Below are 23548 nucleotides of genomic sequence, written 5' to 3'. Positions count from 1 at the left end.
ACATGATTATTTCCAATTCTTAAAATATTCGTGTACTTTTGCACAAAACTTTAAGGTTATGATACAGTCTATGACAGGATACGGCAAAGCTACGGCCGAACTTCCTGATAAAAAAATAAATGTAGAAATCAAGTCGCTCAACAGCAAGGCAATGGATTTATCCACTCGCATCGCTCCGGCGTATCGTGAAAAAGAGATTGAAATCCGTAATGAGATTTCTAAAGTGCTGGAACGTGGAAAGGTCGATTTCAGCCTGTGGATCGAGAAGAAAGAAGCGGCAGAAAATGCGACTCCTATCAATCAAGTATTGGTGGAAGGTTACTACAAACAGATTTTGGCAATCTCGCAGAATCTTGGTATCCCTGTTCCTGCCGACTGGTTTCAGACATTGCTCCGTATGCCGGATGTGATGACTAAAACGGAAATCCAGGAACTGACCGAAGAGGAATGGAAAATGGTGCATGCCACTGTGCTCGATGCTATCAGTCATCTGGTAGATTTCCGCAAACAGGAAGGTGCTGCACTGGAAAAAAAGTTCCGTGAAAAGATCGCCAATATCTCAAGCCTGCTCGAAAAGATCGCTCCTTACGAAAAAGAACGTGTGGAAAAAGTGAAAGAACGCATCACGGATGCTCTCGAAAAGACATTAAGTGTGGATTACGACAAGAACCGCTTGGAGCAGGAATTGATCTATTACATTGAGAAACTGGATGTTAATGAAGAAAAACAACGCCTTAGCAACCATCTGAAATATTTCATCAGTACAATGGAAAGCGGTAACGGACAAGGTAAGAAACTTGGTTTTATCGCCCAGGAAATGGGTCGGGAAATCAATACGTTAGGTAGCAAGTCCAATCATGCCGAAATGCAGAAAATCGTTGTTCAGATGAAAGATGAGTTGGAGCAGATTAAGGAGCAGGTGTTGAACGTGATGTAATTTACTCACAATAAATTCATTTACGATGATTCATTTACGATTAGACGATTTACGATGTATGATTGATATTACTTTTTGAATTTATAAATATCCAAATGTGTACACTATTATTTCGCAATACTAACTTCAATCGTACATCGTAAATCGTCTAATTGTAAATAACTTAATGTCAAATAAACTTTAATAATGACCGGTAAACTAATTATTTTCTCTGCCCCGTCAGGTTCGGGCAAATCTACTATTATCAATTATCTGCTGACGCAGAATTTGAATCTTGCATTTTCTATTTCTGCTACCAGCCGTCCTCCGCGTGGTACGGAGCAGCACGGAGTGGAATATTTCTTTCTTACGCCGGAGGAATTCCGTTGTCGCATTGAGAACAACGAATTTTTGGAGTATGAGGAAGTATATAAGGACCGTTATTACGGAACATTGAAGGCACAAGTGGAAAAGCAACTGGAAGCAGGTCAGAATGTTGTGTTTGACGTTGATGTGGTAGGTGGATGTAATATCAAGAAGTTTTATGGTGACCGTGCGTTGTCAGTGTTTATTCAACCGCCTTCGGTGGAAGAATTGCGTTGTCGGTTGGAAGGGCGCGGAACGGATGCCCCGGAAATCATTGAAAGCCGTATTGCTAAGGCAGAATATGAATTGGGGTTTGCTCCGCAATTCGATTGTGTGATTGTCAATGACGATTTGGAAGCTGCGAAGGCAGAAGCATTGAAAGTAATTAAAGAGTTTTTAGCCGAAGAATAAGACTTGAGAATGTACAAGAAGAATTGTAACACCCGAAAATGGATGTATCTGTGTGCCGTCACCGGTGTGATGAATCTTCTTGCTTTTATTGTATGCCTTTATTTTCAACAATGGTTCATAAGCGGCATTGCGCTACTTCTCACAATCAGACAAGCTATTGTTTTACCGAAGTGGAGAAAGAAAATAAAGCAAGAAAGAATAGCGGAAAATGAATCAAGTTAAAACAAGAAAAACCGGAATCTTCAGCGGGTCATTCAATCCGATTCATATCGGGCATCTCGCTTTAGCCAATTACCTTTGTGAGTATGAAGGGTTGGATGAAATATGGTTTATGGTCAGTCCGCAGAATCCTTTGAAAACGAAGGCTGAATTATGGAGTGACGAGCTTCGTCTTCAATTAGTGGAGTTATCCATCAGTGATTATCCTCGTTTTCGAGCTTCAGACTTTGAATTTCATTTGTCCCGTCCTTCGTATAGCGTATATACACTGGAAAAACTTCGTGAAACGTATCCTAACCGGGAATTTTATTTCATTATCGGTTCCGATAATTGGGAACGTTTTGAACGCTGGTATCAGTCCGAACGCATCATTAAAGAGAATCAACTCCTCATTTATCCTCGTCCTGGCTTTCCGGTAAAAGAAGAGGAATTGCCGGAAACCGTGCGTCTCGTTCATTCCCCTGTTTTTGAAATCAGTTCCACTTTTATTCGGGAAGCCTTGAGTGCAGGGAAAGATATTCGCTACTTTCTACATCCAAGAGTTTGGGAGGCTATCAAGAAAGATAATATACGCCTTTGAATATATTATAATATGTGTCCGGCAGAATATAACGGATAATTTGTCAGCCACTCTTGTTCCCGATAATCTGACATGGAAAAACGGATGCCATGTAGTTCTGGATTCTTTTCAACAAAAGAGCGCAGACTTTTCGACTGTAAATTTTCTTCAGCTTTCACTTCGACCGGAATAATACAGATTTCTTTTTGCAAAAGGAAATCCAATTCTCCTTTGGAAGTATCTGAAGACCAGTAATAGATATTCAAGCCTTTCACTGATTTCAGTTGTTGTAACACATATTGTTCGGTAATTGCTCCTTTATAATCGGTAAATAAAACATTGCCTTCCAATAATGCTTGTGGGGGGAGTCCGCTCATTGCTCCCATTAATCCGGTGTCTAGCATAAACAGTTTGAATGCGGAAAAATCTTCGTAGGCCGATAAAGGTATTCCACCTTTCTTTACCCGGTTTACTTTATAAATAAGACCGGCATCTATCAGCCATTCTATGGCCAGTTCAAAATCCTTGGCTCTTGCTCCTTCTTTTATAACTCCATAAATGAATTTGCGATTTTCTTTAGCCAGTTGTGCAGGAACCGAACGCCACACCATACGAATCCTAGGGACTTCGGCAATAGGAGCGTGTTTGGAAAAATCACGGTCATAAGAATCCAGTATGTTTTGTTGCAACTGGCGGACTTCGGTATAGTCTTTATGCTCAATAAATGCATTGACTACTTCGGGCATTCCTCCTACGAAATAGTACTGTTTAAGGAAGTCGGTGAATTTAGAACGGAAGGTAGAAATGAGGTTCCAATCTTGCTTTGCAAGCAAGCTGACAAAAGACTCTTGTCCGATAGCTTCTAAAAACTCGGAAAAAGAAAGTGGATATAGGTCTATAAAATCGACTTTTCCCACCGGGAAAGAGTCATTTTGATGCATAGCGATGCCCAGTAAAGAACCAGCTGCAATAACATGATACTGTGGCGCTTTCTCCAGGAAATATTTCATGGCTGTCAAGCCGCGTGGGGCTTCCTGAAGTTCGTCAAAAAGAATTAAGGTATCTGTATCTACTACTTTTCCGGTTACTAACTGGATAGCCATCAAAATACGTTCGATATCAAAATCTTTTTGAAAAACCTCTTTCATCACTTCATTGTCTTCGAAGTTGATGTAGGCAAACTGTTTGTAAGCAGTAGCCGCAAACTCTTTCATAAGCCATGTCTTTCCTACCTGACGGGCTCCGCGAATAATCAAAGGCTTTCGTGTAGACTTTTCTTTCCAATCGTACAATTGTTGCATTGCATTTCTTCTCATACTTCTTTCTTTTATTGTCAGCTACTTATAGGTACAAATGTAAGCACTAAAAAGGATAATAACAAAAAGTCGTACCCTAAAAGTGTGGTATTTAACAAAAAGTTATACCCTAAAAGTGTGGCATGTTACAGAAAGTCGTATCAGAAAAGTGTGTGATGTTGCTATTTTTGTTTGTTATTGTACCAAGTCACGATACCTTACTCCGTCAATCGATGAAGAGTAATGACGATGATTTCTGCCGGAGCACCGACACGGATCGGTAACTTTGAAGTTCCTATTCCGTTTGTTATAATCAAAGGTATTTTTGCTGTATTATATGCCAGTCCGGTGATAAAACGATTGCCGTAGTGTGAGTTCAGTGCCGGGGCGACTCCGAATACACGGACTTGTCCGCCGTGTGTATGTCCTGCGAGAGCGAGGTCTGTATTGGCTACTGAAACATCTTCTATGTAATCCGGCGTATGAACTAGTAAGATGACAAAATCTTTGGGAGAGAGTGCCAAAGTGGGTGATACTCCGTTGCGCCCCAGATCGAAAGGATTGCGCACTCCGGCGATAATAATCTGCTGGCCGTCTTTACGCAGCGTGTCCACTTCGTGTTCTAACGGACGCATTCCGTAATGTTTCATAGTGTTCACAATTTCGTCGTGACAACGTTCGTAATCATTATTACCCATCACTCCATAGGTTCCCATTGGTGTCTTTACACGTGCAAGTGCGGAAAACAAAGGTTCTACATATTCGCAACCTTCCTGATAATCACCACCCATCAAAAGAACATCTGCTTTTTGGGCAATCAATAGACGGACAAGATCGTTCAATCCTCTCTCTTTTAGCAGGCTTTTGTAATGTAAATCGGAAATGAAAGCGATGCGGAAACCTTCAAAAGCTTCAGGTACATCGCGGTGGGTGAAGTCGTATTTTACTACACGATCCACTCCTGTATAAACAGATGACACATCTACGCTGGAAGAGGTTATTTGGGTTCCACGGAGCATCCGGTCGGATTTGTCTGCGTCGGTATCAGTCTCCTTTTTCTTTGTATGTTGCTTTTGGTTTTTAGAAACAGCCAGTGCTTTGAGTTTCGAGTGGTCGGGAGCGAAGAGTCCGGCAATGGCGTTAGTCGTATCCGGATAAATGGAATCAGTATGTAAGACAGGGTGCGGCAAGCTAGCCACCATATTCTTTTTCGATTTGCAGGAAACAAGCAAAAGCAATGTCAACAGGATAACAGGGTAGATTGTTTTCTTCGTCAGTGGATAAATCGTTTTCTTCATCAATGGGATATTTATTTTCTTCATCAATGGGATATTTATTTTTTTCATCAATAGGGTATTTATTTTCTCCATCACAGGAGCATTTATTTTCTTCATCTTCTCTTAGTTTGAAGTTTTCTGGGGTGCAAAGATACGAAAAATCATGTATCTTTGTCCGTCAAAACTCTTTATAATATATTAAAGTATGGAAGAAGTAAAGCGTAACTCGCTACGAGCATGGATATTAGCTGCACGTCCCAAAACTCTTACAGGAGCCGTTACCCCTGTTCTGATAGGTACAGCTCTCGCTGCGATGGACGGGCATTTTCACTGGTTGCCGGCACTGATCTGCTGTCTGTTCGCAAGTCTGATGCAAATTGCCGCTAATTTCATCAATGACCTTTTCGACTTCCTCAAAGGGACAGATCGGGAAGATCGCCTGGGACCCGAACGTGCTTGTGCACAGGGATGGATTTCTCCGCAAGCGATGAAAACCGGGATTATTATTACGGTTGCTCTTGCCTGTCTTATCGGTTGCACATTACTTTTCTTTGCCGGATGGGAACTGATTGTCGTAGGAGTGCTTTGTGTATTATTCGCTTTTCTTTATACCACCGGCCCTTATCCTCTTTCTTACAACGGCTGGGGAGATGTACTGGTGATTGTCTTCTTTGGATTTGTGCCTGTTGGCGGAACATATTACGTGCAAGCGCTAACATGGACGCCGGATGTCACTATCGCCTCTCTGATTTGTGGACTATTGATTGATACGCTACTGGTAGTCAATAACTACCGTGACCGGGAAGCGGATGCGCGCAGTGGAAAAAGAACAGTGATCGTTCGTTTCGGTGAGAAGTTCGGCCGCTATTTTTATTTGATGCTGGGTGTTACAGCTTCTCTTCTCTGTCTGTGTTTCCTTCGTGAAGGTCATTTTTTAGCCGCTCTTCTTCCGCAACTCTATTTGATTCCTCATTTCCTCACCTGGAAACGGATGGTGAAAATATATAGTGGTAAAAAATTAAACAGCATATTAGGCGAGACTTCGCGTAATATGCTGTTTATGGGTGTTCTTATTGCAATAGGAATGTTGGTAAGTTGAGAATCATTTCCCATACATCTTTTCGTAGTAACCCTGATAATCTCCGCTGGTAACTTCTTCCACCCAAGCCTGGTTGGCTAAGTACCATTCGATTGTCTTTACGATACCGACTTCGAATTTTGTTTCGGGATACCATCCTAAAGCATTTGTAATCTTTGTAGGATCGATGGCGTAACGTTGGTCATGCCCCAGACGGTCTTTAACAAACGTAATCAGATCTTCGTTGATCCAGTCGATCGAAATATTTCCGTTTTCGTCTTTCACCTTCTTTTTGAGAACCTGGCGATATTCGGGATTCTCTGCCATCAGACGGTGGATAGTTGAAATAGTCAGTTTTACGATTTCGAGGTTTGTTTTCTCGTTATGTCCGCCAACGTTGTACACTTCTCCGTCTTTACCTTCACGTACAACGAGATCAATCGCTTTGCAGTGATCTTCTACATAAAGCCAGTCGCGTACATTACTGCCGTCACCGTAGACGGGGAGATGTTTTCCTTCGAGGATATTCTTGATAATCAACGGAATCAATTTCTCCGGGAAATGATACGGACCATAGTTGTTTGAGCAGCGGGTAATTGTTACCGGCATTTTATAAGTATCATGGTAAGCCATCACTACCATGTCTGCGCTAGTCTTAGAGGCACTGTACGGGCTGTGAGGACAAAGCGGGGTTGTTTCTGTGAAATACCCTTCGGCTCCCAGTGAACCATACACTTCGTCGGTGGATACCTGATGATAGCGTACACCTTTTCTCCAGGTAGGATATCCTTGTTCATCTTTTCCCATTACCCATGCGCGGCGTGCACAATCCAATAAGTTCTGTGTTCCGAGAATGTTGGTAATCAGAAACAGTTGCGGATTTTCAATGCTGCGGTCAACGTGACTTTCGGCAGCGAAATTCACCACATAATCAAAACGATACTCAGCAAAAAGACCGTCTACCACATCACGGCTACAAATGTCTCCTTTGATAAAGACGCAGCGTTCGTTGTCGATGTCTTTGGCAATCGTTCCTAAGTTACCTGCATACGTCAAAGCATCCAATATCACGACTTTGATGTCGTTATGTTTGGCCAAGATGTATTTGATGTAATTTGCCCCGATAAATCCTGCGGCACCGGTCACTAGATAAGTTTTCATATTTTATTCTATTATGTTGATTTTAGGATTGTTTTGCCAATTCGATGAGATACTTTCCATACTCGGTCTTTTCGAGTTGCTGACCTAACAGAAGCAATTGCTCCGTCGGAATCCATCCCTGACGCCAGGCGATTTCTTCAATACAGCTGACGTAGAAACCTTGCCGATTCTGAATAGTAGCCACGAAGTTGGATGCTTCCAGCAGACTGTCGCAGTTACCCGTATCCAGCCATGCGAATCCGCGTCCGAAGAGTTCCACTTTCAATGTGCCTTCTTCCAGGTACAGGCGATTCAGGTCTGTAATCTCATATTCTCCACGTGCTGAAGGACGAAGAGCTGCTGCTTTTTCCGTCACACTGGCATCATAGAAATAGAGTCCGGGAACGGCATAATTACTTTTCGGCATTTCCGGTTTTTCTTCCAGTGAAATAACTTTCCCTTGTTCGTTAAATTCCACTACACCATAAGCGCGCGGGTCTTTTACATAGTAGCCGAAGATGCAGGCGCCTTTTTCTATATTGGCAGCCCGGCGGAGCATGGCAGAAAAGCCTTGTCCGTAAAACATATTATCCCCAAGAATCAGACAGCCCGGTTCACCGTTCAGGAAATCGGCTCCCAATACGAAAGCCTGTGCCAGTCCGTTAGGTTGTTCCTGTATTTTATAGGAGAAAGACATACCCAGCTCCTCACCCGTTCCCAGCAAATCCCGGAACATAGGCAAGTCACGTGGAGTCGAAATAATCAACACTTCGCGTATTCCTGCCAACATCAGTGTCGACAATGGATAGTAAATCATCGGCTTGTCATACACAGGCATGATTTGTTTGGAAATCGCTTTGGAAAGCGGATAAAGTCGGGTGGCACTACCACCGGCCAGAATAATTCCTTTCATGTTCGTCTGAGTTATTCATTAACAGTGTGCAAAGGTCGGAAAGAATTCCGACGTGGCAAAATTTTAAAATAATTTTTCAGTCAGGCGGGGACATTTATTTTATTTGTCCGCCAGTTCGATAACTTCCAAGTCCTGAAACGCCCCTTGATTGATAACAAAACGCACCAAAGTCCGCACCTTATGGAAACCAGACATACCTGCAGCTCCCGGATTGATATGTAACATATCCAGCGTTTTATCATACTTCACCTTTAATATATGCGAATGTCCGCTGATAAAAAGCTTGGGCGGTCGCGTCATCAGACTACCGATGATGGAAGGATCGTACTTTCCCGGATAACCGCCGATATGTTTTATCAGTACTTCCGCACCATCCACCGTGAAACGATTTATTTGAGGATACAGTTTTCTGATTTCCTGTCCGTCAATGTTTCCGTACACCGCCCGGAATGGACGGAATACGGCTAACTTTTCCGCTACTTCCAGCGAACCGATGTCTCCGGCGTGCCAGATTTCGTCGCACGGTTCAAAATATTCCAGGTATTTCTCATCCCAGTAAGCGTGAGTATCAGATAATAATCCAATTCTTGTCATAAAATTCTTTGTTTAATCCCACAAAGATACTATATTTGGAAAAATCTTAAAGCACATGGAAAGCAAATATAATTATTTCAAGCGAGATATAAGTTGGCTCTCATTCAATTACCGCGTATTGTTGGAGGCTCTGGACGAGCGTCTGCCGCTTTACGAACGTATCAACTTCATCTCTATCTACTCTTCCAACCTCGAAGAGTTTTACAAAATCCGTGTAGCCGACCATAAAGCTGTTGCTTCCGGCGCTACGGAAAGCGATGAAGAAACCGTACAGTCAGCCCGCGAACTGGTAGAGGAAATAAATAAAGAAGTCACCCGCCAGCTGGATGACCGTGTACGCATCTATGAACAAAAAATACTGCCTGCCCTGCGCAAAAATCATATCATCTTTTATCAGGACAATCATGTAGAACCGTTCCACCAACAGTTTATCAAAGACTTTTTCCGGGAGGAAATCTTTCCCTACCTGCAACCTGTGCCTGTATCCAAAGATAAAATTGTCTCCTTCCTGCGGGACAACCGTCTTTACCTGGCAATACGAGTCTATCCGAAGAAAGAAGAAAAAAACAAAGGAGAAGAACCTAAAGAAAATATAGAAAAATATACCGGAGAGTGCATAAATGAAAGAAATGACGGAGAAGGTATAAAAGTAGGTATGGAAGAAGTAAGGCCAAATGTAACAGACCTCCGACAACCCCTTTACTTTGTGATGAAACAACCCTACGCCAAAGTGCCCCGCTTCATTGAACTTCCGTCTCGCGAGAAAAATCATTATTTGATGTTTACCGAAGACATCATCAAGGCAAACCTCAACCTGATCTTCCCCGGTTACGACGTTGATTCCAGCTACTGCATCAAAATCTCCCGTGATGCTGATATATTGATTGACGACACCGCCAGCAGTGCCGACCTCGTCGCCCAACTTAAGAAGAAAGTGAAGAAACGCAAGATCGGTGACGTCTGCCGTTTCGTCTACGACCGTGCTATGCCTTCTGAATTCCTGGACTTCCTTGTGGATGCCTTCCGTATTCAGCGTGACGAACTTGTCCCCGGTGATAAGCATTTGAACCTCGAAGACCTGCGTCATCTTCCCAACCCGAACAAATCCCTTCATAGCCTCGAAAAACCGAAGCCGATGAAGCTGACCGTCCTCGATGAGAAAGAATTCATTTTCAATTACGTCGCCAAAAAGGACCTATTATTATATTACCCTTATCACTCTTTCGAGCACTTTATCCACTTCCTGTATGAAGCCGTGCACAACCCGGAAACCCGTGAAATCATGGTAACTCAATACCGCGTAGCGGAAAACTCCGCCGTCATCAACACCCTGATAGCCGCCGCCCAAAACGGCAAGAAAGTCACCGTATTTGTGGAACTGAAAGCCCGCTTTGATGAAGAAAACAACCTTGCCACCGCCGAAATGATGCAAGCCGCCGGTATCAAGATAATCTACAGCATCCCTGGTTTGAAAGTGCACGCCAAAGTAGCCTTGATCCGTCGTCGCGGATTAAACGGTGAGAAAATCCCCAGCTACGCCTACATCAGCACCGGCAACTTTAACGAAAAAACCGCCACCCTTTACGCCGATTGCGGTCTTTTCACCTGTCGCAAAGAAATAGTGGCCGACCTCTATAACCTCTTCCGTACCCTGCAAGGAAAAGAAGACCCGAAGTTCACCACCCTTTTGGTAGCCCGTTTCAACCTCATCCCTGAATTGAACCGCCTGATCGACCGCGAAATATCCCTCGCAGACGAAGGCAAGCAAGGACGCATCATTCTAAAAATGAACGCCCTCCAAGACCCTACCATGATAGACCGCCTCTACGAAGCCTCCGAACACGGTGTACAAATCGACCTTATCGTCCGTGGTATCTGCTGCCTCATCCCCGGACAGTCATACAGTCGTAATATCCGTGTCACCCGTATTGTGGATAGCTTCCTCGAACACGCCCGCATCTGGTACTTCGGCAACGACGGCACCCCCAAAGTATTCATAGGCTCTCCCGACTGGATGCGCCGTAACCTCTACCGCCGCATCGAAGCCATCACCCCCGTTCTTGCCCCCGACCTGCGTGACAGCCTGATCGAAATGCTTAATATCCAGCTTGCCGACAACCAAAAAGCCTGCTGGGTAGATGATAAGTTGCAAAACATATTCAAAAAAAGAACACCCGGCACCCCTACCGTCCGAGCCCAATACACCTTCTACGACTGGCTAAACAAAACTAACAGCTAACATCAAATCCTTTCCGCAGCAACTATGCTGCGGAAAACACATCATTGCAACCATACCCCAGCCCCCCCCATCGTACATACGATCACAATGACCTGCACCCCGCATGGTTTCCCGGCCTACTTTTTTCTCCGTCAAGCGAGCGCCCGTAACGTAGCGTCAAGAAGGGCAGACTGTTTGAGCGTAGCGAGTTTCTGCCCTTTAGCGAAGTGAAGGAAGCGAGTAGGAGAAAAAAGTCAGCCTTGAATTTTTCTTTGCTTCTTTCTTTTGTTTCAAGACAAAAGAAAGATGATTGTAATACAATTGTAACATGTATGACACCTCCCTGCAACGTCAAATCCCGTCCTTTGCAACTGGAAACAACATACACATATTATTTATGGAGACTATTTATTTATGCATTATCATCTTCCTCTTCGTCCTTGCCGTCTTCGATTTGATAGTCGGAGTCAGCAATGACGCAGTCAACTTCTTAAACTCCGCGGTAGGTGCCAAAGCCGCTTCGTTTAAAACCATCCTTTTCATAGCCGGCGTCGGCATATTTATTGGCGCCTCCCTATCCAATGGCATGATGGACATAGCCCGGCACGGCATCTACCAGCCCGAGCACTTCTACTTTGCCGAAATCATGTGCATCCTGTTAGCCGTCATGCTGACCGACGTAGTACTGCTGGACGTATTTAACTCCATGGGTATGCCCACCTCCACCACCGTTTCATTAGTCTTTGAACTACTCGGAGGAACCTTCGCCCTCTCACTTATCAAAGTACATAATAGCGACACCCTCGGTTTGGGCGACCTCATAAACACCGACAAAGCCCTTTCCGTCATCATGGCCATTTTCGTATCCGTCGCCATCGCCTTCTTCTTCGGAATGATCGTACAATGGCTGGCCCGTGTGGTATTCACCTTCAACTATACGAAAAAGATGAAATACAGCATTGCACTCTTCGGAGGTGTAGCCGCTACCGCCATCATCTATTTCATGCTTATCAAAGGACTGAAAGACAGCTCCTTCATGACCCCCGAAAACAAACACTGGATACAAGACAACACATTGATGTTAATCGCCGTCTTCTTCGTGTTCTTCACCGTACTGATGCAAATCCTTCACTGGATGAAAATCAACGTTTTCAAAGTAATTGTATTGATGGGCACCTTCGCCCTCGCTCTCGCTTTTGCCGGCAACGACCTTGTCAACTTCATCGGTGTTCCCCTCGCAGGCTTCTCCTCTTTTATGGACTATACCGCCAACGGAGGAGGAAATCCGAACGGCTTCCTGATGACCTCCCTGCTGGGACCCGCCAAAACCCCGTGGTATTTCCTTATCGGAGCCGGAGCCGTTATGGTCTACGCCCTTTGTACTTCTAAAAAGGCACATGCCGTAATTAAAACATCCGTCGACCTTTCCCGTCAAGATGAAGGAGAAGAAACATTCGGAAGTACCCCGATTGCCCGTACAGTAGTCCGCATCAGTATGACACTTGCCAACGGAATCTCCCGCATTATGCCAAGTGGCAGCAAAGAATGGTTTGACTCCCGCTTCCGCAAAGACGAAGCCATCATTGCCGACGGAGCAGCTTTCGACCTTGTCCGCGCTTCTGTCAACCTAGTATTAGCGGGTCTGCTCATCGCCTTGGGAACTTCCCTGAAACTTCCTCTTTCTACCACCTACGTAACCTTCATGGTAGCTATGGGTACCTCCTTGGCCGACCGTGCCTGGGGACGTGATTCTGCCGTTTATCGTATTACTGGCGTATTAAGCGTCATCGGTGGCTGGTTCATCACTGCCGGAGCTGCCTTCACCATCTGTTTCTTCGTAGCCCTCGTACTTCATTATGGAGGAAATATCTCTATCATCGCACTCATCGGTATAGCTGTATTCATTCTGATCCGTAGCCAAGTGATGTACAAAAAACGCAAAGCGAAAGAACAAGGTAACGAAACTCTGAAGCAACTTATGCAAGCCACAGACAGCACAGAAGCCCTGCAACTGATGCGTAAGCACACCCGTGAAGAACTTTCCAAAGTGCTGGAATATGCAGAAACTAACTTCGAACTGACCGTCACTTCTTTCCTCCACGAAAATCTTCGAGGACTGCGTCGTGCTATGGGTTCCACAAAATTTGAAAAACAGCTCATCAAACAGATGAAACGTTCCGGCACCGTAGCCATGTGCCGCCTCGACAACAACACCGTACTCGAAAAGGGACTTTATTACTATCAAGGCAACGACTTTGCCAGCGAACTCGTTTACAGTATTTCTCGTCTCTGCGAACCTTGCCTGGAACATACCGACAATAACTTCAACCCATTGGATGCCATTCAGAAAGGTGAATTCAGCGATGTTGCCGAAGATATTACATATCTGATTCAGCAATGCCGTAAGAAAATGGAAAACAACGAGTACAACAATCTGGAAGAAGAAATCCGTCGTGCCAACGACCTCAACGGACAGCTTTCGCTATTGAAACGTAAGGAACTGCAACGCATCCAAAGCCAATCAGGAAGTATCCGGGTTAGCATGGTATATCTCACGATGGTTCAGGAAGCACAGAACGTAGTCACTTACACCATCAACTTAATGAAAGTAAGCCGTAAATTCCAAGTGGAGACTGAAATGCCGTAAAGGCTGGAAACGATAACGTTCTTCACTGGAAAAAACGAATGATAACTCGAAAGGAAAGGACTGTTTGATAAACCCTATTTATATAAGTGAGGGTATGTCAAACAGTCTTTTCTTTTTAGTAGGTGGTTGGATAAAAAAGCTCTGTTCTTTAGCATTTGATTTGATAAAATTGTATATTTATAGTCGGTAAGATATTTGAGACGATTTAAAATGCAATGGTATAAAAATGAAATGAATGAAATATCAATTAGAAATAACCACTTTACTGGTTCCTGTCAATGTGCATCAGTTGTTTGAGAAATGTGAATGGCCCGAACTAAACAGTTTTGACAAAGAAATGGTTGAGGACTATTTCTCTGATTTGGTAAATGGCATTCAAACCGATGAGGCTTTGGACGATTGGAAGCTGACAATTGTCCTGTATATCGGTACTTATTTGGGAGCCAATCATATCAGTATCCGGAAACATGGAATCACCGATACGGCAACAAAAGAAAAAGTGTTGACGATCGGTATACCTCTCCCTTGCAGTAAAACCGTTCGTTGGGGAGTGAAGAAGAAAGAACGGTTTACTGGTAAAATACCGGATGAAAACTATAGGAGAAATAACAGGTTGCTTCCCGTCAACTTTGCGAAATATGATACTATGGGAACCTATATTGAAGATAACATCCGGATAGCCCTTTTGAATTTGTTTGAAGTAGGTTTTACCTTGAAAGGATATAAAGTAAAGAAACGGTGATAGTAACTGAATTGTAATCAAACTTTCTTTTCATAGGGATTAAACTTGCTTATCCCGGCAGGAAAACGTATCTTTGTTGGTAAGAAAACTATAACCGCAAGTTCTGATTATAAAACCGGAACTTTTGATTATGTAATCAGAAGTTTCAGTTATAAAACCAGAACTTGCGGTTTTAGTTTGCCCTAAGGGAAAAAGAACTTTTCTTCTAGGGGAGAACAAGTTTTCTACCTATAGCAAGGATGTTTTCTATTAGTAATCAATATTTCAAATAAACTTTAGTACTATGGCAATGTATGTAATGGAAGAAATGCCCGATATTCATGGAACGGGCGAACAAGTACTTTATCCTCGGTTTGCAATGATGGATCAGGTTTCTACCGAGGAGCTGATACGTCAGATAGCATCCAGCAGTGGTTTTAATGTCGGAGATGTGGAAGGCGTAATTACACAAATAGGTATTGAGATGGCACATCAGATGGCAGAAGGCAAGTCTGTGAAGCTGGATGGCATTGGAACATTCTCTCCTTCGTTGGCGTTATGCAAAGATAAAGAGCGTGAAAAGGCCGGAGAAGGCGAAACCCATCGTAACGCACGAAGCATTGTGGTGGGAAACGTGAACTTTCGTGTAGACAGGAAGATGATAAGGCGTATCAATGGAAGATGTCTGCTGGAAAGAGCTCCGTGGAAGTCGCAACGTTCTTCACAGAAGTATACTCCGGCGCAACGGCTTGCATTGGCTGTCAGATATTTGGAGGAACATCCTTTTTTGACAGTCTACGAATACCGGAAGCTGACAGGTCTGCTGCGCACAGCGGCTACCAATGAATTGCGCCAATGGGCGTATACGCCCGGTTCCGGTATCGGGATTGATGGCAGAGGAACACATCGGGTGTATATAAAGAAAACATAATTCATCATATTTGTATGATGATACTTTGAGATTTTGAATTAAGAGCATTGGGGGGAATTGCGGTGAGGGCGCTTTTCTTCAGGGACGTGCTTGAGTGATAACTAAAATTAATAAAAATGGGGAATTTGATTTCATTTATGAAGGAAGTAGCTGAAGGGCTTCGAAAAAGTGGGAATTATGGAACTGCTCATGTTTACAGGAGTAGCATGAATGCTATCATTGCATTTAACGGGAGCAGGAATCTGTCATTCAAGAAAGTGAATCAGGAGTTTCTTAAAAGTTTTGAAACGTATTTGCGGGAAAAGGATTGTAGTTGGAACACGGTTTCAACCTATATGCGTACATTGAGGGCGGTGTACAACCGCGCGGTTGACCGTCGTATGGCATCTTATATACCGCATCATTTCCGGTATGTTTATACAGGAACGCGTGCTGACAGAAAGCGTGCACTGGAAAAGGAGGATATGGAACGATTGATGAAAGAGCTTCCCAAACAAATTCATCAGGGAAGGGAAGAATTACAACGTACGCGCGCGTACTTTTTCTTAATGTTCATGCTTCGTGGTATGCCGTTTGTAGATCTTGCCTATCTTAAAAAGCAGGATATGGTGGGGAATGTGCTTACTTATCGTCGTAGAAAAACCGGGCGGCTTCTAACTGTGACGCTTCTGCCGGAAACTATGAAACTAATAAAAAAGTATATGAACACCGATTCTGCTTCTCCTTATCTTTTTCCCATACTGACTGGCGGAGAGAGTACCGAAGCTACCTACAGGGAATATCAGATAGCTTTGCGTAATTTTAACTATCAGCTTCTGTTGCTGAAACAAGTACTTGCATTGACTTCTGATTTAAGCTCATATACGGCTCGGCATACTTGGGCTACAATGGCATATTATTGCGAGATACATCCAGGCATTATTTCAGAGGCGATGGGACATTCATCCATTATCGTCACAGAGACTTATCTAAAACCTTTTAAGAATAAGAAAATAGATGAAGCGAATGTGACGATTCTATCTTCGCTGAAAAGGAACTATATTTGTGGCAAGTAGTTGATTGATAGTGCTGTTACTTTGTAGGTAACGGGAAGAAAAGACGCTGCAAATATGAGCATATTTCTTAAAACATCCAAACAAAATCGTACATTTTTTCTAATAAACTACTCAAAATAGGAATAAACACAGAAGAACACGTGGATTCTTTGTCTTAGAGCTTTGTTAACGTCTAAATTTTGCAATAGATTTCCCGCCCCTCTACTTTTTCTCATAAGCAGGGGTAAGAAGATTCGTCATATATCGTATTATTTTCTAGTATAGACTACTCTAAAAGAGCAGGCACAAGGGTTTTCCCGTTACCTACAAAGTAACGGGAAGAGGGGGAGTGAAGCGAAATAAATCATGAATTAGTACAAACAAATTTTTTATTTATTAATTGTATAACATTTAATTTACTTTTATGAGAAAATGGACGTATTTAGTCGCAACCTTGCTCATGGCAGGTACGACGGCGACATTCACGGGATGTATTGATACCGATGAACCGGAAGGCATTGCAGAACTTAGGGGAGCAAAGTCTGATTTTATCAAAGCTCAAGCTGCAGTTGAGCTTGTAGAGGCTGAATTGAGAAAAGCACAGGTTGCAGAGCAAGAGTTAGTTAATGCAGGTTTGGCACTTCAGAATAAATCTGCAGAAATTGATTTGCAGTTGCATGAACTGGATATTCAGTTGAAGCAACTCCTGATTGAAAAGGAAGAAGCTGCTACTGCACAAGCAAAAGCAGAAGCGGAAGCTGACATTGCAAAAGCGGAAGCTGACAAAACTAAGTGGGAAAATGAAAAGGCATTGATTGTTGAGCAGTATAAGGAAAAAATGCTTCTTGCCGAAACTGCCACTGCTAAAGCACAGGAAGCTTACAAGCAAGCTATGGAACAGATTGAAGCTTCCAAGTTGTTGCTGACAGATGAAGAACAAGCTCGTTTGAATGGTGTACAAGCGCAAGTCGCCTATGCAAAACAAGCAATGGACAAGGCAATGTATGGATATTCAACAACTGTTATCAAAAGAATTCTGTCATCGGAAGTTGCGAATTCCACTACTACTACAAATCCGGATGAAAGCACGGAGACTAATTCTTCTACGACTAAGTATTATGTTTATCTTATTACTGAAGATCCTACCCAGTCTGCGGATGGCTATAAAGCCGGTAGCTTGAAAAAACTTCAGGAGCAATTAGCTAACTATTCTGATATAGTAGCTGATAATAATTTAGAAGCGGTTTTGGATAATGCATTGAAAAATGCAGAATTTGCTTTAGAAATGACGCAGAAGTATGCTGATAACTTGAAAGCTATCTTGGATAATGAGTATACTACTGTTGCAGATTGGGAAGCAGAAGTCAAGAAGCTGGAAGAAGAAATTGCTGCTGCAAAAGTCAAGGAACAACAGTATAATATTGAAAAAGGCAAGTTGGAAGTTGCTAATCCTAAACTGATATCTGACTTGGATGCTACTAGCAATAAGTTGGAGACTGCTAAAAATAACCAGAACTCTAACAAGAACAAAGCTAAAACAGCTGCAGCTTATTCTAAGAAAGTAGAGGCTGAAAGTGTAAAGAAAGGATTGAATGATGTAATACCTAGTGGAACAACTGTTGCTGGTTATAATTCTTCTACTGGTACTTTTGCCTATGCTAAAAGTATACAAATTACTGAAGCACAAAGTCAGATTGATGGTTGGGTTAAGCTGATTGATAAGGCTACTAAAGGTGTTGATTTGGAAAATATAGAATGGGCCAAACCACAATTGGCTACAGCTCTTGCAGCACAAAAAGAAGCAGAAGAGAACTATGCTAAAGATTATAAAGCATGGGAAGATGCAATGGCAGCTTATGATGAAAGTCTGAAAATAGATTTGGAGAAATCAGAAGCAGCCGCTAATGCTGCAATAAAGAAATATAATGGACTTAAACCAGAAGATAGAAAAAAAGAAGCTAATATTGATGCTGTAGCTGCGGCTTTAGTTGCATACTATAAGGATGCATTGGCTAAAGAAGCACAAGTTACTAAGGCAACTGTGACAAAAGGAAGTGACACGAAAAAAATCTCTGCTTGGCTGATAGCAGACGCTAATAACTTTAAAAAGGTGGTTGGAGTAGATTTAGGCTTTATCACTTGGGATGCTGGTGACATCGCTACTGCAAATGAAATTAGTAAAGAAAATATTGGAAAATTAATAGATGTAGAGCAAGACTCCAGTGTAAAGACTCCATTGGAAAAATGGAAATCAGCTTCTTCTACTGTATTTAGCGATAATTTCAATTCCGGTAATAATCCAAGAAGATTGCCAGTATCTAAGGACGAAGTAATAGCTGCGGCTGGTGGTAATCATGTAGACGCCTTGAAGAATGATTATGGTTCTCTTGGTAAGATGATTTGGGCAACAGCAGAAACGGCTAGTCTACAAGCTATAATTGATCAGGTAGAAACTTACAAAGCTTTGAAAGAAGCATTTACTGCTCAAAAAGCTGTAGAACAGGCTGCTCAAGATAAAGCAAATGCTGCTTTGGCGGATGTTGTAGATAAAGCTAAGAAAGCTAACGACGAAGCCCAGGCTGCTTATGATAAAGTCTTTAAAGAAGTAAATGATAATATTGCAACAGTACAAAAAGAATACGGCAATAATGAAATTATCAAAGGTAAGATTGAAACGGAAATCACTGTTTATTTGAATAATAACTTTACTAATGGTGATTTAGGTTCTTTGGAAGCTATCAAGAATTTGGTTAAGCAAGAACATATGATTGCTTTGGCAAATGTCACTGCCGCTAAGGCCGATGTTGCTAAAGCTAAGAGAAATATAGAGAAATTAGCGGCAGGTACTTATACTGATACAGATTATATTACTGAATCATTGGTAAGTATCCAGGAAAAGATCAAAGTAAAACAGGCTGAATATGATGCTGCCAAGGCAGACTATGATGCTGCAAGCGCTCAATTGAAAGCACTTCTTGCTATCTTCTTGAAATAATTCCCTAACTACGTAAAAGTAACAAGATGATAAAAAAACTATGCACATTACTTTTGCTGACCTGTATGACAGCTGCGCCTTCAATGGCGCAGCGTTACAGCAGCGGTGATGATGCGTCGTTTGCCCCGAAAAAAGGACAGTGGCAGGTTTCAGTCCTGCTTGGTAGCGGAAAGTTCTTTAACGAGAACACTTCTTATCTGCTTCCCAAGTTCTCCAATGACGGAGGAGTAGTCGGACTTCCCAATGGAGGGAAGGATAACTCCGGCGATCTGAACCGCTATCTGAACATCGGGAGTCTGAATAATAATAGTCTGGTCAATATAGCCGGAATTGAAGGTAAGTATTTTGTGTCTGACAATTGGGATGTAAATTTCCAGTTCAGCATGAACGTTAGCCTCACTCCTAAGAAAGACTATGTAGAAGGAGACAACAGTGTACCTGACATGATTATCCCTGCGCAAAGTTATATCAATGCGCAGATGACCAACAACTGGTATGTATCTGTCGGTTCCAACTACTATTTCAAGACTCGCAACGAACGTATTCATCCATATCTCGGAGGCGCACTCGGCTTCCAGATGGCACGCATTGAAACGACCGAACCATACACCGGAGACACCTACAAGGATAGTGACGACTCGGAAGAACTTCCGTCACAGGTCTATGTTTCCGGAAGTAAAGCCGGTCAGATGTACGGTTTCAAAGTAGCTGCCGTAGCAGGTATTGAGTATAGCATTGCCAAAGGTTTTGTTTTCGGTTTCGAAATGCACCCTCTGGCTTACCGCTATGACTTGATACAGATTTGCCCGAAAGGATTTGATAAATATAACGCCAGTCACCACAATATCAAAATATTTGAAATGCCTGTGGTGAAACTGGGATTCAGATTCTAAGGATGAATGATTATACAAATGTATGAATGAAAAGAGAAAGCCGTTCAGCTGATAGTGCGGACGGCTTTTCTTTTTTAAAGAAGAATGAAGAGCTTAATGAACAGATATGTGAAACTTTTATCTTTTCTTCCGGGAATATGTCTGATAGTGGCTTGCACCGGGCATCAGATAAAAGGTTACGAGATTAACGGCAGTGCACCTTTGCCCGAATTCGAAGGAAAAATGGTTTATATGAAAGATGTTTCGAGCGGGCAGCCGGTAGATAGTGCAGAAATAATCCACGGAAAGTTTGATTTTTCCGATACGGTGACTATTGTGTCGCCCGTAGTAAAAGTGCTTTCTATTCGTGCCAGCAAATCGGGACTGGAATACCGCCTCCCTGTTGTCATAGAAAATGGTAGTATCCAAGCCTATATTTCCGATGTGGTTTGTACAGGAGGAACAATGCTGAATGAACGAATGCAGGATTTTCTCATGGCTGTTGATGAATATTCTACAGCCTGCGAGAACAAGCAAACGGAACAGATAAAATCCGGATTTGCGGATTTATTGAAAAAATACATAGAAATCAATGATGACAATGCAGTAGGAGAATATATTCGGACTGCCTATCGTTCATCACTTTGATGCAATCAGATTGCTTTTAAGACTATAAACTAAATTTCCCACATAATAATATCCTCTCCAGATATTTCCTCCATATTTTTATAGAAGGGAATGTTGCATAAGAGAGACAGAAATGCGCCCTTGTGAAAGTCCATATTTCTGTATTGTTATGTTTTGAGGACGTTCCCGTATTTCCCATTCCCTTTTTCCCCCGGGAACGTCCTTTTCAATGACCTTTTGTTGTATATCTCATATAACTTACACTGTATGGAAGAATCTAGTGGATCTGTACTATTGGTAACTTTTCATACAAAGATAGTGTTTTTTACAAATACTTTATATCTTTGCAAAACAATGGCATATGCCGGGATTTAACCATACCACTGAAAATATGAAAACAAAAACTTTATTAGGCTTCTTTCTTCTTTCTGTTATGGCTTTTTGTGTATCAGCCTGTCAAGATGATGCAGAGATTATCTTATTTAGTGGTTCCGAACTGGTTGACGAAACAGGAACTTGTACAAACACTGTTTCTTCTACAGTTTTGTATCTTAACGGATGGGAAGCGGAGAATATCGGGATAGCCAATGGAAAAGGTGGCTACTCTGCACAAAGCTCCGATGAAACAATTGTGACAGCAACAGTCATCGACAACCGATTATGGCTTAGTTCGCATGGTAAAAAAGGGAAAGTAACGGTTACCGTTACTGATAAGGATGGTAATTATGTCACCCTGCCTGTGACTGTTTCTTATGGCGTATTGACATTTATGTGCGTCGACCAACCTGAATTTCAGGTTTCCAGACCCAGTGAAGATATGTTGTCATTGGATTCGGAAAGCGAGTTGCAGGAAAAAGTAAATGTGGCAATGGCTCCTTATTCTTTTATAAATAAAGGAGATATCTGTATTTTGCGGCCGGATGATGTATATCATTTATCTGAAGAAGGAACAGGAGGGAAATTCATTTATAAGACAGAGGATGAGCAAATTCTTGTTGAAGGAACATACCAGATAGAGTGGGCTTCATTGGGTGGAAAACAGAAAAAGGCTTTTGTCTTTACATATATAGATAAAAATAATGTAGAGCAACAACACACGTTTTTTAATTTTAGTCCGTATTTAGGAACTCAAAGTTCTACAAGAGAAAGAGGACCGATTACTACGGCATGGTTGGAGGAGGTATCCGATTCACCTTATCTGGAAGGAGTTTTGCCAGCGGATAGAACAGTTGTATATTGGGTGGATACAGTGATTTCCAGTTTGTCTGCCGAGGATTTATAATCATCCGGAAGGATTTATCGGTTCACATTTGAAATGATTCTCTTCGAAATTAATTTTCTTTTTGTGGCAAATAAAAAGGCACGGGAATGAAAGATTTCCCGTGCCTTCTCTTAGTATTTGATACCTTTACGGTATTGTTATGTGTTCAAAGCCTGTTCGATATCAGCAATGATATCATCCGCATTTTCGATACCTACCGATAGGCGGATCAGGTCCGGACGTACACCGGCTTCCATCAGTTGCTCATCCGTCAGCTGGCGGTGAGTATGGCTTGCCGGATGGAGCACGCAACTACGTGCATCGGCTACGTGAGTAACGATAGCGATGAATTCCAGTGAATCCATAAACTTGATAGACACATCACGTCCGCCTTTCAGACCGAAGGAGATAACTCCGCAAGAACCGTTCGGCATATATTTCTGTGCCAGGCTGTAATATTTGTTGTCCGGCAGACCACAATAGTTTACCCAAGCTACTTTCTCATTTTTAGAAAGATATTCGGCCACTTTCTGTGCGTTACGGCAGTGTTGAGGCATACGTAAGTGCAGTGTCTCAAGTCCCAGATTCAATAAGAAAGAGTTTTGCGGGCTTTGGATGCTGCCGAGGTCACGCATCAGTTGCGCGGTTGCTTTGGTGATGTAGGCACCTTTGCCGAATGCTTTCGTGTAAGTTAGCCCGTGGTAAGACTCGTCCGGAGTACAAAGTCCCGGGAATTTTTCTGCGTGAGCATCCCAGTCAAAATTACCGCTATCTACGATACAGCCACCTACGCTTGTAGCGTGTCCGTCCATATATTTGGTAGTAGAATGAACTACGATGTCAGCTCCCCATTCAAACGGGCGACAATTGATAGGAGTAGGGAAGGTGTTGTCAACAATCAAGGGGACCCCGTGACTGTGTGCGATACGTGCGAACTTTTCAATATCCAGCACTTCCAGAGAAGGATTGGAAATTGTTTCGCCAAACAAAGCCTTTGTATTCGGTTTGAAAGCTGCAGAAATTTCTTCTTCGCTGGCATCCGGATTTACGAAAGTCACATCGATGCCTAGTTTCTTCATCGTCACTCCGAACAGGTTGAACGTACCTCCATAAATAGCGGAAGAACAAACGAAGTGATCTCCTGCCTGGCAGATATTAAAAATGGCATAGAAGTTGGCTGCCTGACCGCTGGAAGTCAGCATAGCGGCTACACCACCTTCAAGAGCGGCGATTTTGGCGGCAACGGCGTCATTCGTTGGATTTTGCAGGCGGGTATAAAAGTAACCACTGTCTTCCAAATCGAACAGGCGGGCCATCTGCTCGCTGGTATCGTATTTGAAAGTTGTACTTTGATAGATGGGCAATACGCGTGGTTCGCCTTTTTTAGGCGTCCATCCAGCCTGTACACACAGGGTTTCCGGTTTGAATTGTTTTGCCATAATGTTATCGGGTTTTAATGTTTTATTTCAAAAAA

The 23548-nt window shown here is 42.7% G+C and carries 19 protein-coding genes; 13 read left to right on the top strand and 6 right to left on the bottom strand.

The features are described from left to right. The first annotated feature begins 58 nt into the window (after positions 1 to 58). The 3 genes from LPH68_RS07290 to nadD all read left to right on the top strand — a co-directional run bounded on the left by LPH68_RS07290 (position 59) and on the right by nadD (position 2492). The gene (locus tag LPH68_RS07290; RefSeq protein ID WP_008641269.1) at positions 59 to 937 is read left to right on the top strand and encodes a YicC/YloC family endoribonuclease; all 879 of its coding nucleotides are present in this window, start codon (positions 59 to 61) and stop codon (positions 935 to 937) included. A 186-nt stretch (positions 938 to 1123) separates the two neighbouring features. Continuing rightward, positions 1124 to 1693, top strand: a complete 570-nt coding sequence (gene gmk / locus LPH68_RS07285) for a guanylate kinase (protein WP_008641270.1) — start codon at positions 1124 to 1126, stop codon at positions 1691 to 1693. A gap of 208 nt (positions 1694 to 1901) precedes the next feature. Continuing rightward, positions 1902 to 2492, top strand: coding sequence for a nicotinate (nicotinamide) nucleotide adenylyltransferase (gene nadD, locus LPH68_RS07280; protein ID WP_087320436.1), 591 nt, complete (start codon positions 1902 to 1904; stop codon positions 2490 to 2492). A 5-nt stretch (positions 2493 to 2497) separates the two neighbouring features. On the opposite strand, the gene LPH68_RS07275 is transcribed toward nadD, so the two are convergent. Together LPH68_RS07275 and LPH68_RS07270 are read right to left on the bottom strand one after the other, a co-directional pair. Further along, positions 2498 to 3787, bottom strand: coding sequence for an ATP-binding protein (locus tag LPH68_RS07275; RefSeq protein ID WP_004316992.1), 1290 nt, complete (start codon positions 3785 to 3787; stop codon positions 2498 to 2500). Between the two features lie 197 nt (positions 3788 to 3984). Beyond that, on the bottom strand, positions 3985 to 5088 hold the full coding sequence (locus LPH68_RS07270; protein WP_370638797.1) for a metallophosphoesterase: 1104 nt from the start codon (positions 5086 to 5088) through the stop codon (positions 3985 to 3987). A 160-nt stretch (positions 5089 to 5248) separates the two neighbouring features. Here LPH68_RS07270 and LPH68_RS07265 point away from each other — a divergent pair, with 160 nt between their 5' ends. Beyond that, a complete protein-coding gene (locus tag LPH68_RS07265; RefSeq protein ID WP_087320434.1) occupies positions 5249 to 6142 on the top strand; it encodes a 1,4-dihydroxy-2-naphthoate polyprenyltransferase in 894 nt (297 codons plus the stop codon). Positions 6143 to 6145: 3 nt separating this feature from the next. Here LPH68_RS07265 and rfbB read toward each other — a convergent pair whose 3' ends face one another. From rfbB to LPH68_RS07250, 3 genes are all read right to left on the bottom strand, one after another. Beyond that, on the bottom strand, positions 6146 to 7282 hold the full coding sequence (gene rfbB, locus LPH68_RS07260) for a dTDP-glucose 4,6-dehydratase (protein WP_008026598.1): 1137 nt from the start codon (positions 7280 to 7282) through the stop codon (positions 6146 to 6148). Positions 7283 to 7304: 22 nt separating this feature from the next. After that, on the bottom strand, positions 7305 to 8174 hold the full coding sequence (gene rfbA / locus LPH68_RS07255) for a glucose-1-phosphate thymidylyltransferase RfbA (protein WP_008026599.1): 870 nt from the start codon (positions 8172 to 8174) through the stop codon (positions 7305 to 7307). Positions 8175 to 8273: 99 nt separating this feature from the next. Beyond that, complete coding sequence (locus LPH68_RS07250; protein WP_087320431.1) at positions 8274 to 8768, bottom strand: metallophosphoesterase; 495 nt, start codon at positions 8766 to 8768, stop codon at positions 8274 to 8276. Between the two features lie 55 nt (positions 8769 to 8823). On the opposite strand from LPH68_RS07250, the gene ppk1 reads away from it, so the two are divergent. From ppk1 to LPH68_RS07205, 9 genes are all read left to right on the top strand, one after another. Continuing rightward, a complete protein-coding gene (gene ppk1 / locus LPH68_RS07245) occupies positions 8824 to 11007 on the top strand; it encodes a polyphosphate kinase 1 (protein WP_230296894.1) in 2184 nt (727 codons plus the stop codon). 376 nt (positions 11008 to 11383) lie between these two features. Then, positions 11384 to 13633, top strand: coding sequence for an inorganic phosphate transporter (locus LPH68_RS07240; RefSeq protein WP_134993111.1), 2250 nt, complete (start codon positions 11384 to 11386; stop codon positions 13631 to 13633). Between the two features lie 235 nt (positions 13634 to 13868). Continuing rightward, positions 13869 to 14375: an Imm9 family immunity protein gene (gene imm9, locus LPH68_RS07235; protein WP_008641277.1), complete on the top strand. Its 507-nt coding sequence runs from the start codon at positions 13869 to 13871 to the stop codon at positions 14373 to 14375. Positions 14376 to 14658: 283 nt separating this feature from the next. Then, positions 14659 to 15285, top strand: coding sequence for an HU family DNA-binding protein (locus tag LPH68_RS07230; RefSeq protein ID WP_004314900.1), 627 nt, complete (start codon positions 14659 to 14661; stop codon positions 15283 to 15285). 116 nt (positions 15286 to 15401) lie between these two features. Next, entirely contained in the window at positions 15402 to 16340 is a 939-nt protein-coding gene (locus tag LPH68_RS07225) for a site-specific integrase (protein WP_004296815.1), read from the top strand. A 403-nt stretch (positions 16341 to 16743) separates the two neighbouring features. Further along, on the top strand, positions 16744 to 19314 hold the full coding sequence (locus LPH68_RS07220; protein ID WP_230296893.1) for a hypothetical protein: 2571 nt from the start codon (positions 16744 to 16746) through the stop codon (positions 19312 to 19314). 26 nt (positions 19315 to 19340) lie between these two features. Next, the gene (locus tag LPH68_RS07215) at positions 19341 to 20207 is read left to right on the top strand and encodes a BT1926 family outer membrane beta-barrel protein (protein ID WP_087317911.1); all 867 of its coding nucleotides are present in this window, start codon (positions 19341 to 19343) and stop codon (positions 20205 to 20207) included. Between the two features lie 84 nt (positions 20208 to 20291). Next, entirely contained in the window at positions 20292 to 20834 is a 543-nt protein-coding gene (locus tag LPH68_RS07210; RefSeq protein WP_087320427.1) for a DUF4369 domain-containing protein, read from the top strand. A gap of 340 nt (positions 20835 to 21174) precedes the next feature. Next, entirely contained in the window at positions 21175 to 22095 is a 921-nt protein-coding gene (locus LPH68_RS07205) for a hypothetical protein (protein ID WP_008026607.1), read from the top strand. Positions 22096 to 22232: 137 nt separating this feature from the next. Here LPH68_RS07205 and LPH68_RS07200 read toward each other — a convergent pair whose 3' ends face one another. Continuing rightward, on the bottom strand, positions 22233 to 23513 hold the full coding sequence (locus LPH68_RS07200; RefSeq protein WP_087320424.1) for an O-acetylhomoserine aminocarboxypropyltransferase/cysteine synthase family protein: 1281 nt from the start codon (positions 23511 to 23513) through the stop codon (positions 22233 to 22235). Between the last annotated feature and the right edge of the window lie 35 nt (positions 23514 to 23548).

The sequence above is a fragment of the Bacteroides sp. 1_1_30 genome (assembly GCF_020982715.1).
GTDB lineage: Bacteria > Bacteroidota > Bacteroidia > Bacteroidales > Bacteroidaceae > Bacteroides > Bacteroides xylanisolvens.
Note: the sequence above shows the minus strand (reverse complement) of the source record. Positions and strands in the feature narration are given on the sequence as shown.

Excerpts from the sequence above, each read along its gene's own strand:
- LPH68_RS07225 (WP_004296815.1), top strand. The coding sequence starts at position 15,402 with ATGGGGAATTTGATTTCATTTATGAAGGAAGTAGCTGAAGGGCTTCGA.
- imm9 (WP_008641277.1), top strand. The coding sequence starts at position 13,869 with ATGAAATATCAATTAGAAATAACCACTTTACTGGTTCCTGTCAATGTG.
- rfbB (WP_008026598.1), bottom strand. The coding sequence starts at position 7,282 with ATGAAAACTTATCTAGTGACCGGTGCCGCAGGATTTATCGGGGCAAAT.
- LPH68_RS07220 (WP_230296893.1), top strand. The coding sequence starts at position 16,744 with ATGAGAAAATGGACGTATTTAGTCGCAACCTTGCTCATGGCAGGTACG.
- LPH68_RS07275 (WP_004316992.1), bottom strand. The coding sequence starts at position 3,787 with ATGAGAAGAAATGCAATGCAACAATTGTACGATTGGAAAGAAAAGTCT.
- rfbA (WP_008026599.1), bottom strand. The coding sequence starts at position 8,174 with ATGAAAGGAATTATTCTGGCCGGTGGTAGTGCCACCCGACTTTATCCG.
- LPH68_RS07290 (WP_008641269.1), top strand. The coding sequence starts at position 59 with ATGATACAGTCTATGACAGGATACGGCAAAGCTACGGCCGAACTTCCT.
- ppk1 (WP_230296894.1), top strand. The coding sequence starts at position 8,824 with ATGGAAAGCAAATATAATTATTTCAAGCGAGATATAAGTTGGCTCTCA.
- LPH68_RS07210 (WP_087320427.1), top strand. The coding sequence starts at position 20,292 with ATGAAGAGCTTAATGAACAGATATGTGAAACTTTTATCTTTTCTTCCG.
- LPH68_RS07205 (WP_008026607.1), top strand. The coding sequence starts at position 21,175 with ATGCCGGGATTTAACCATACCACTGAAAATATGAAAACAAAAACTTTA.
- LPH68_RS07215 (WP_087317911.1), top strand. The coding sequence starts at position 19,341 with ATGATAAAAAAACTATGCACATTACTTTTGCTGACCTGTATGACAGCT.
- LPH68_RS07265 (WP_087320434.1), top strand. The coding sequence starts at position 5,249 with ATGGAAGAAGTAAAGCGTAACTCGCTACGAGCATGGATATTAGCTGCA.
- LPH68_RS07270 (WP_370638797.1), bottom strand. The coding sequence starts at position 5,088 with ATGAAGAAAATAAATATCCCATTGATGAAGAAAACGATTTATCCACTG.
- gmk (WP_008641270.1), top strand. The coding sequence starts at position 1,124 with ATGACCGGTAAACTAATTATTTTCTCTGCCCCGTCAGGTTCGGGCAAA.
- LPH68_RS07240 (WP_134993111.1), top strand. The coding sequence starts at position 11,384 with ATGGAGACTATTTATTTATGCATTATCATCTTCCTCTTCGTCCTTGCC.
- LPH68_RS07200 (WP_087320424.1), bottom strand. The coding sequence starts at position 23,513 with ATGGCAAAACAATTCAAACCGGAAACCCTGTGTGTACAGGCTGGATGG.
- LPH68_RS07250 (WP_087320431.1), bottom strand. The coding sequence starts at position 8,768 with ATGACAAGAATTGGATTATTATCTGATACTCACGCTTACTGGGATGAG.
- LPH68_RS07230 (WP_004314900.1), top strand. The coding sequence starts at position 14,659 with ATGGCAATGTATGTAATGGAAGAAATGCCCGATATTCATGGAACGGGC.
- nadD (WP_087320436.1), top strand. The coding sequence starts at position 1,902 with ATGAATCAAGTTAAAACAAGAAAAACCGGAATCTTCAGCGGGTCATTC.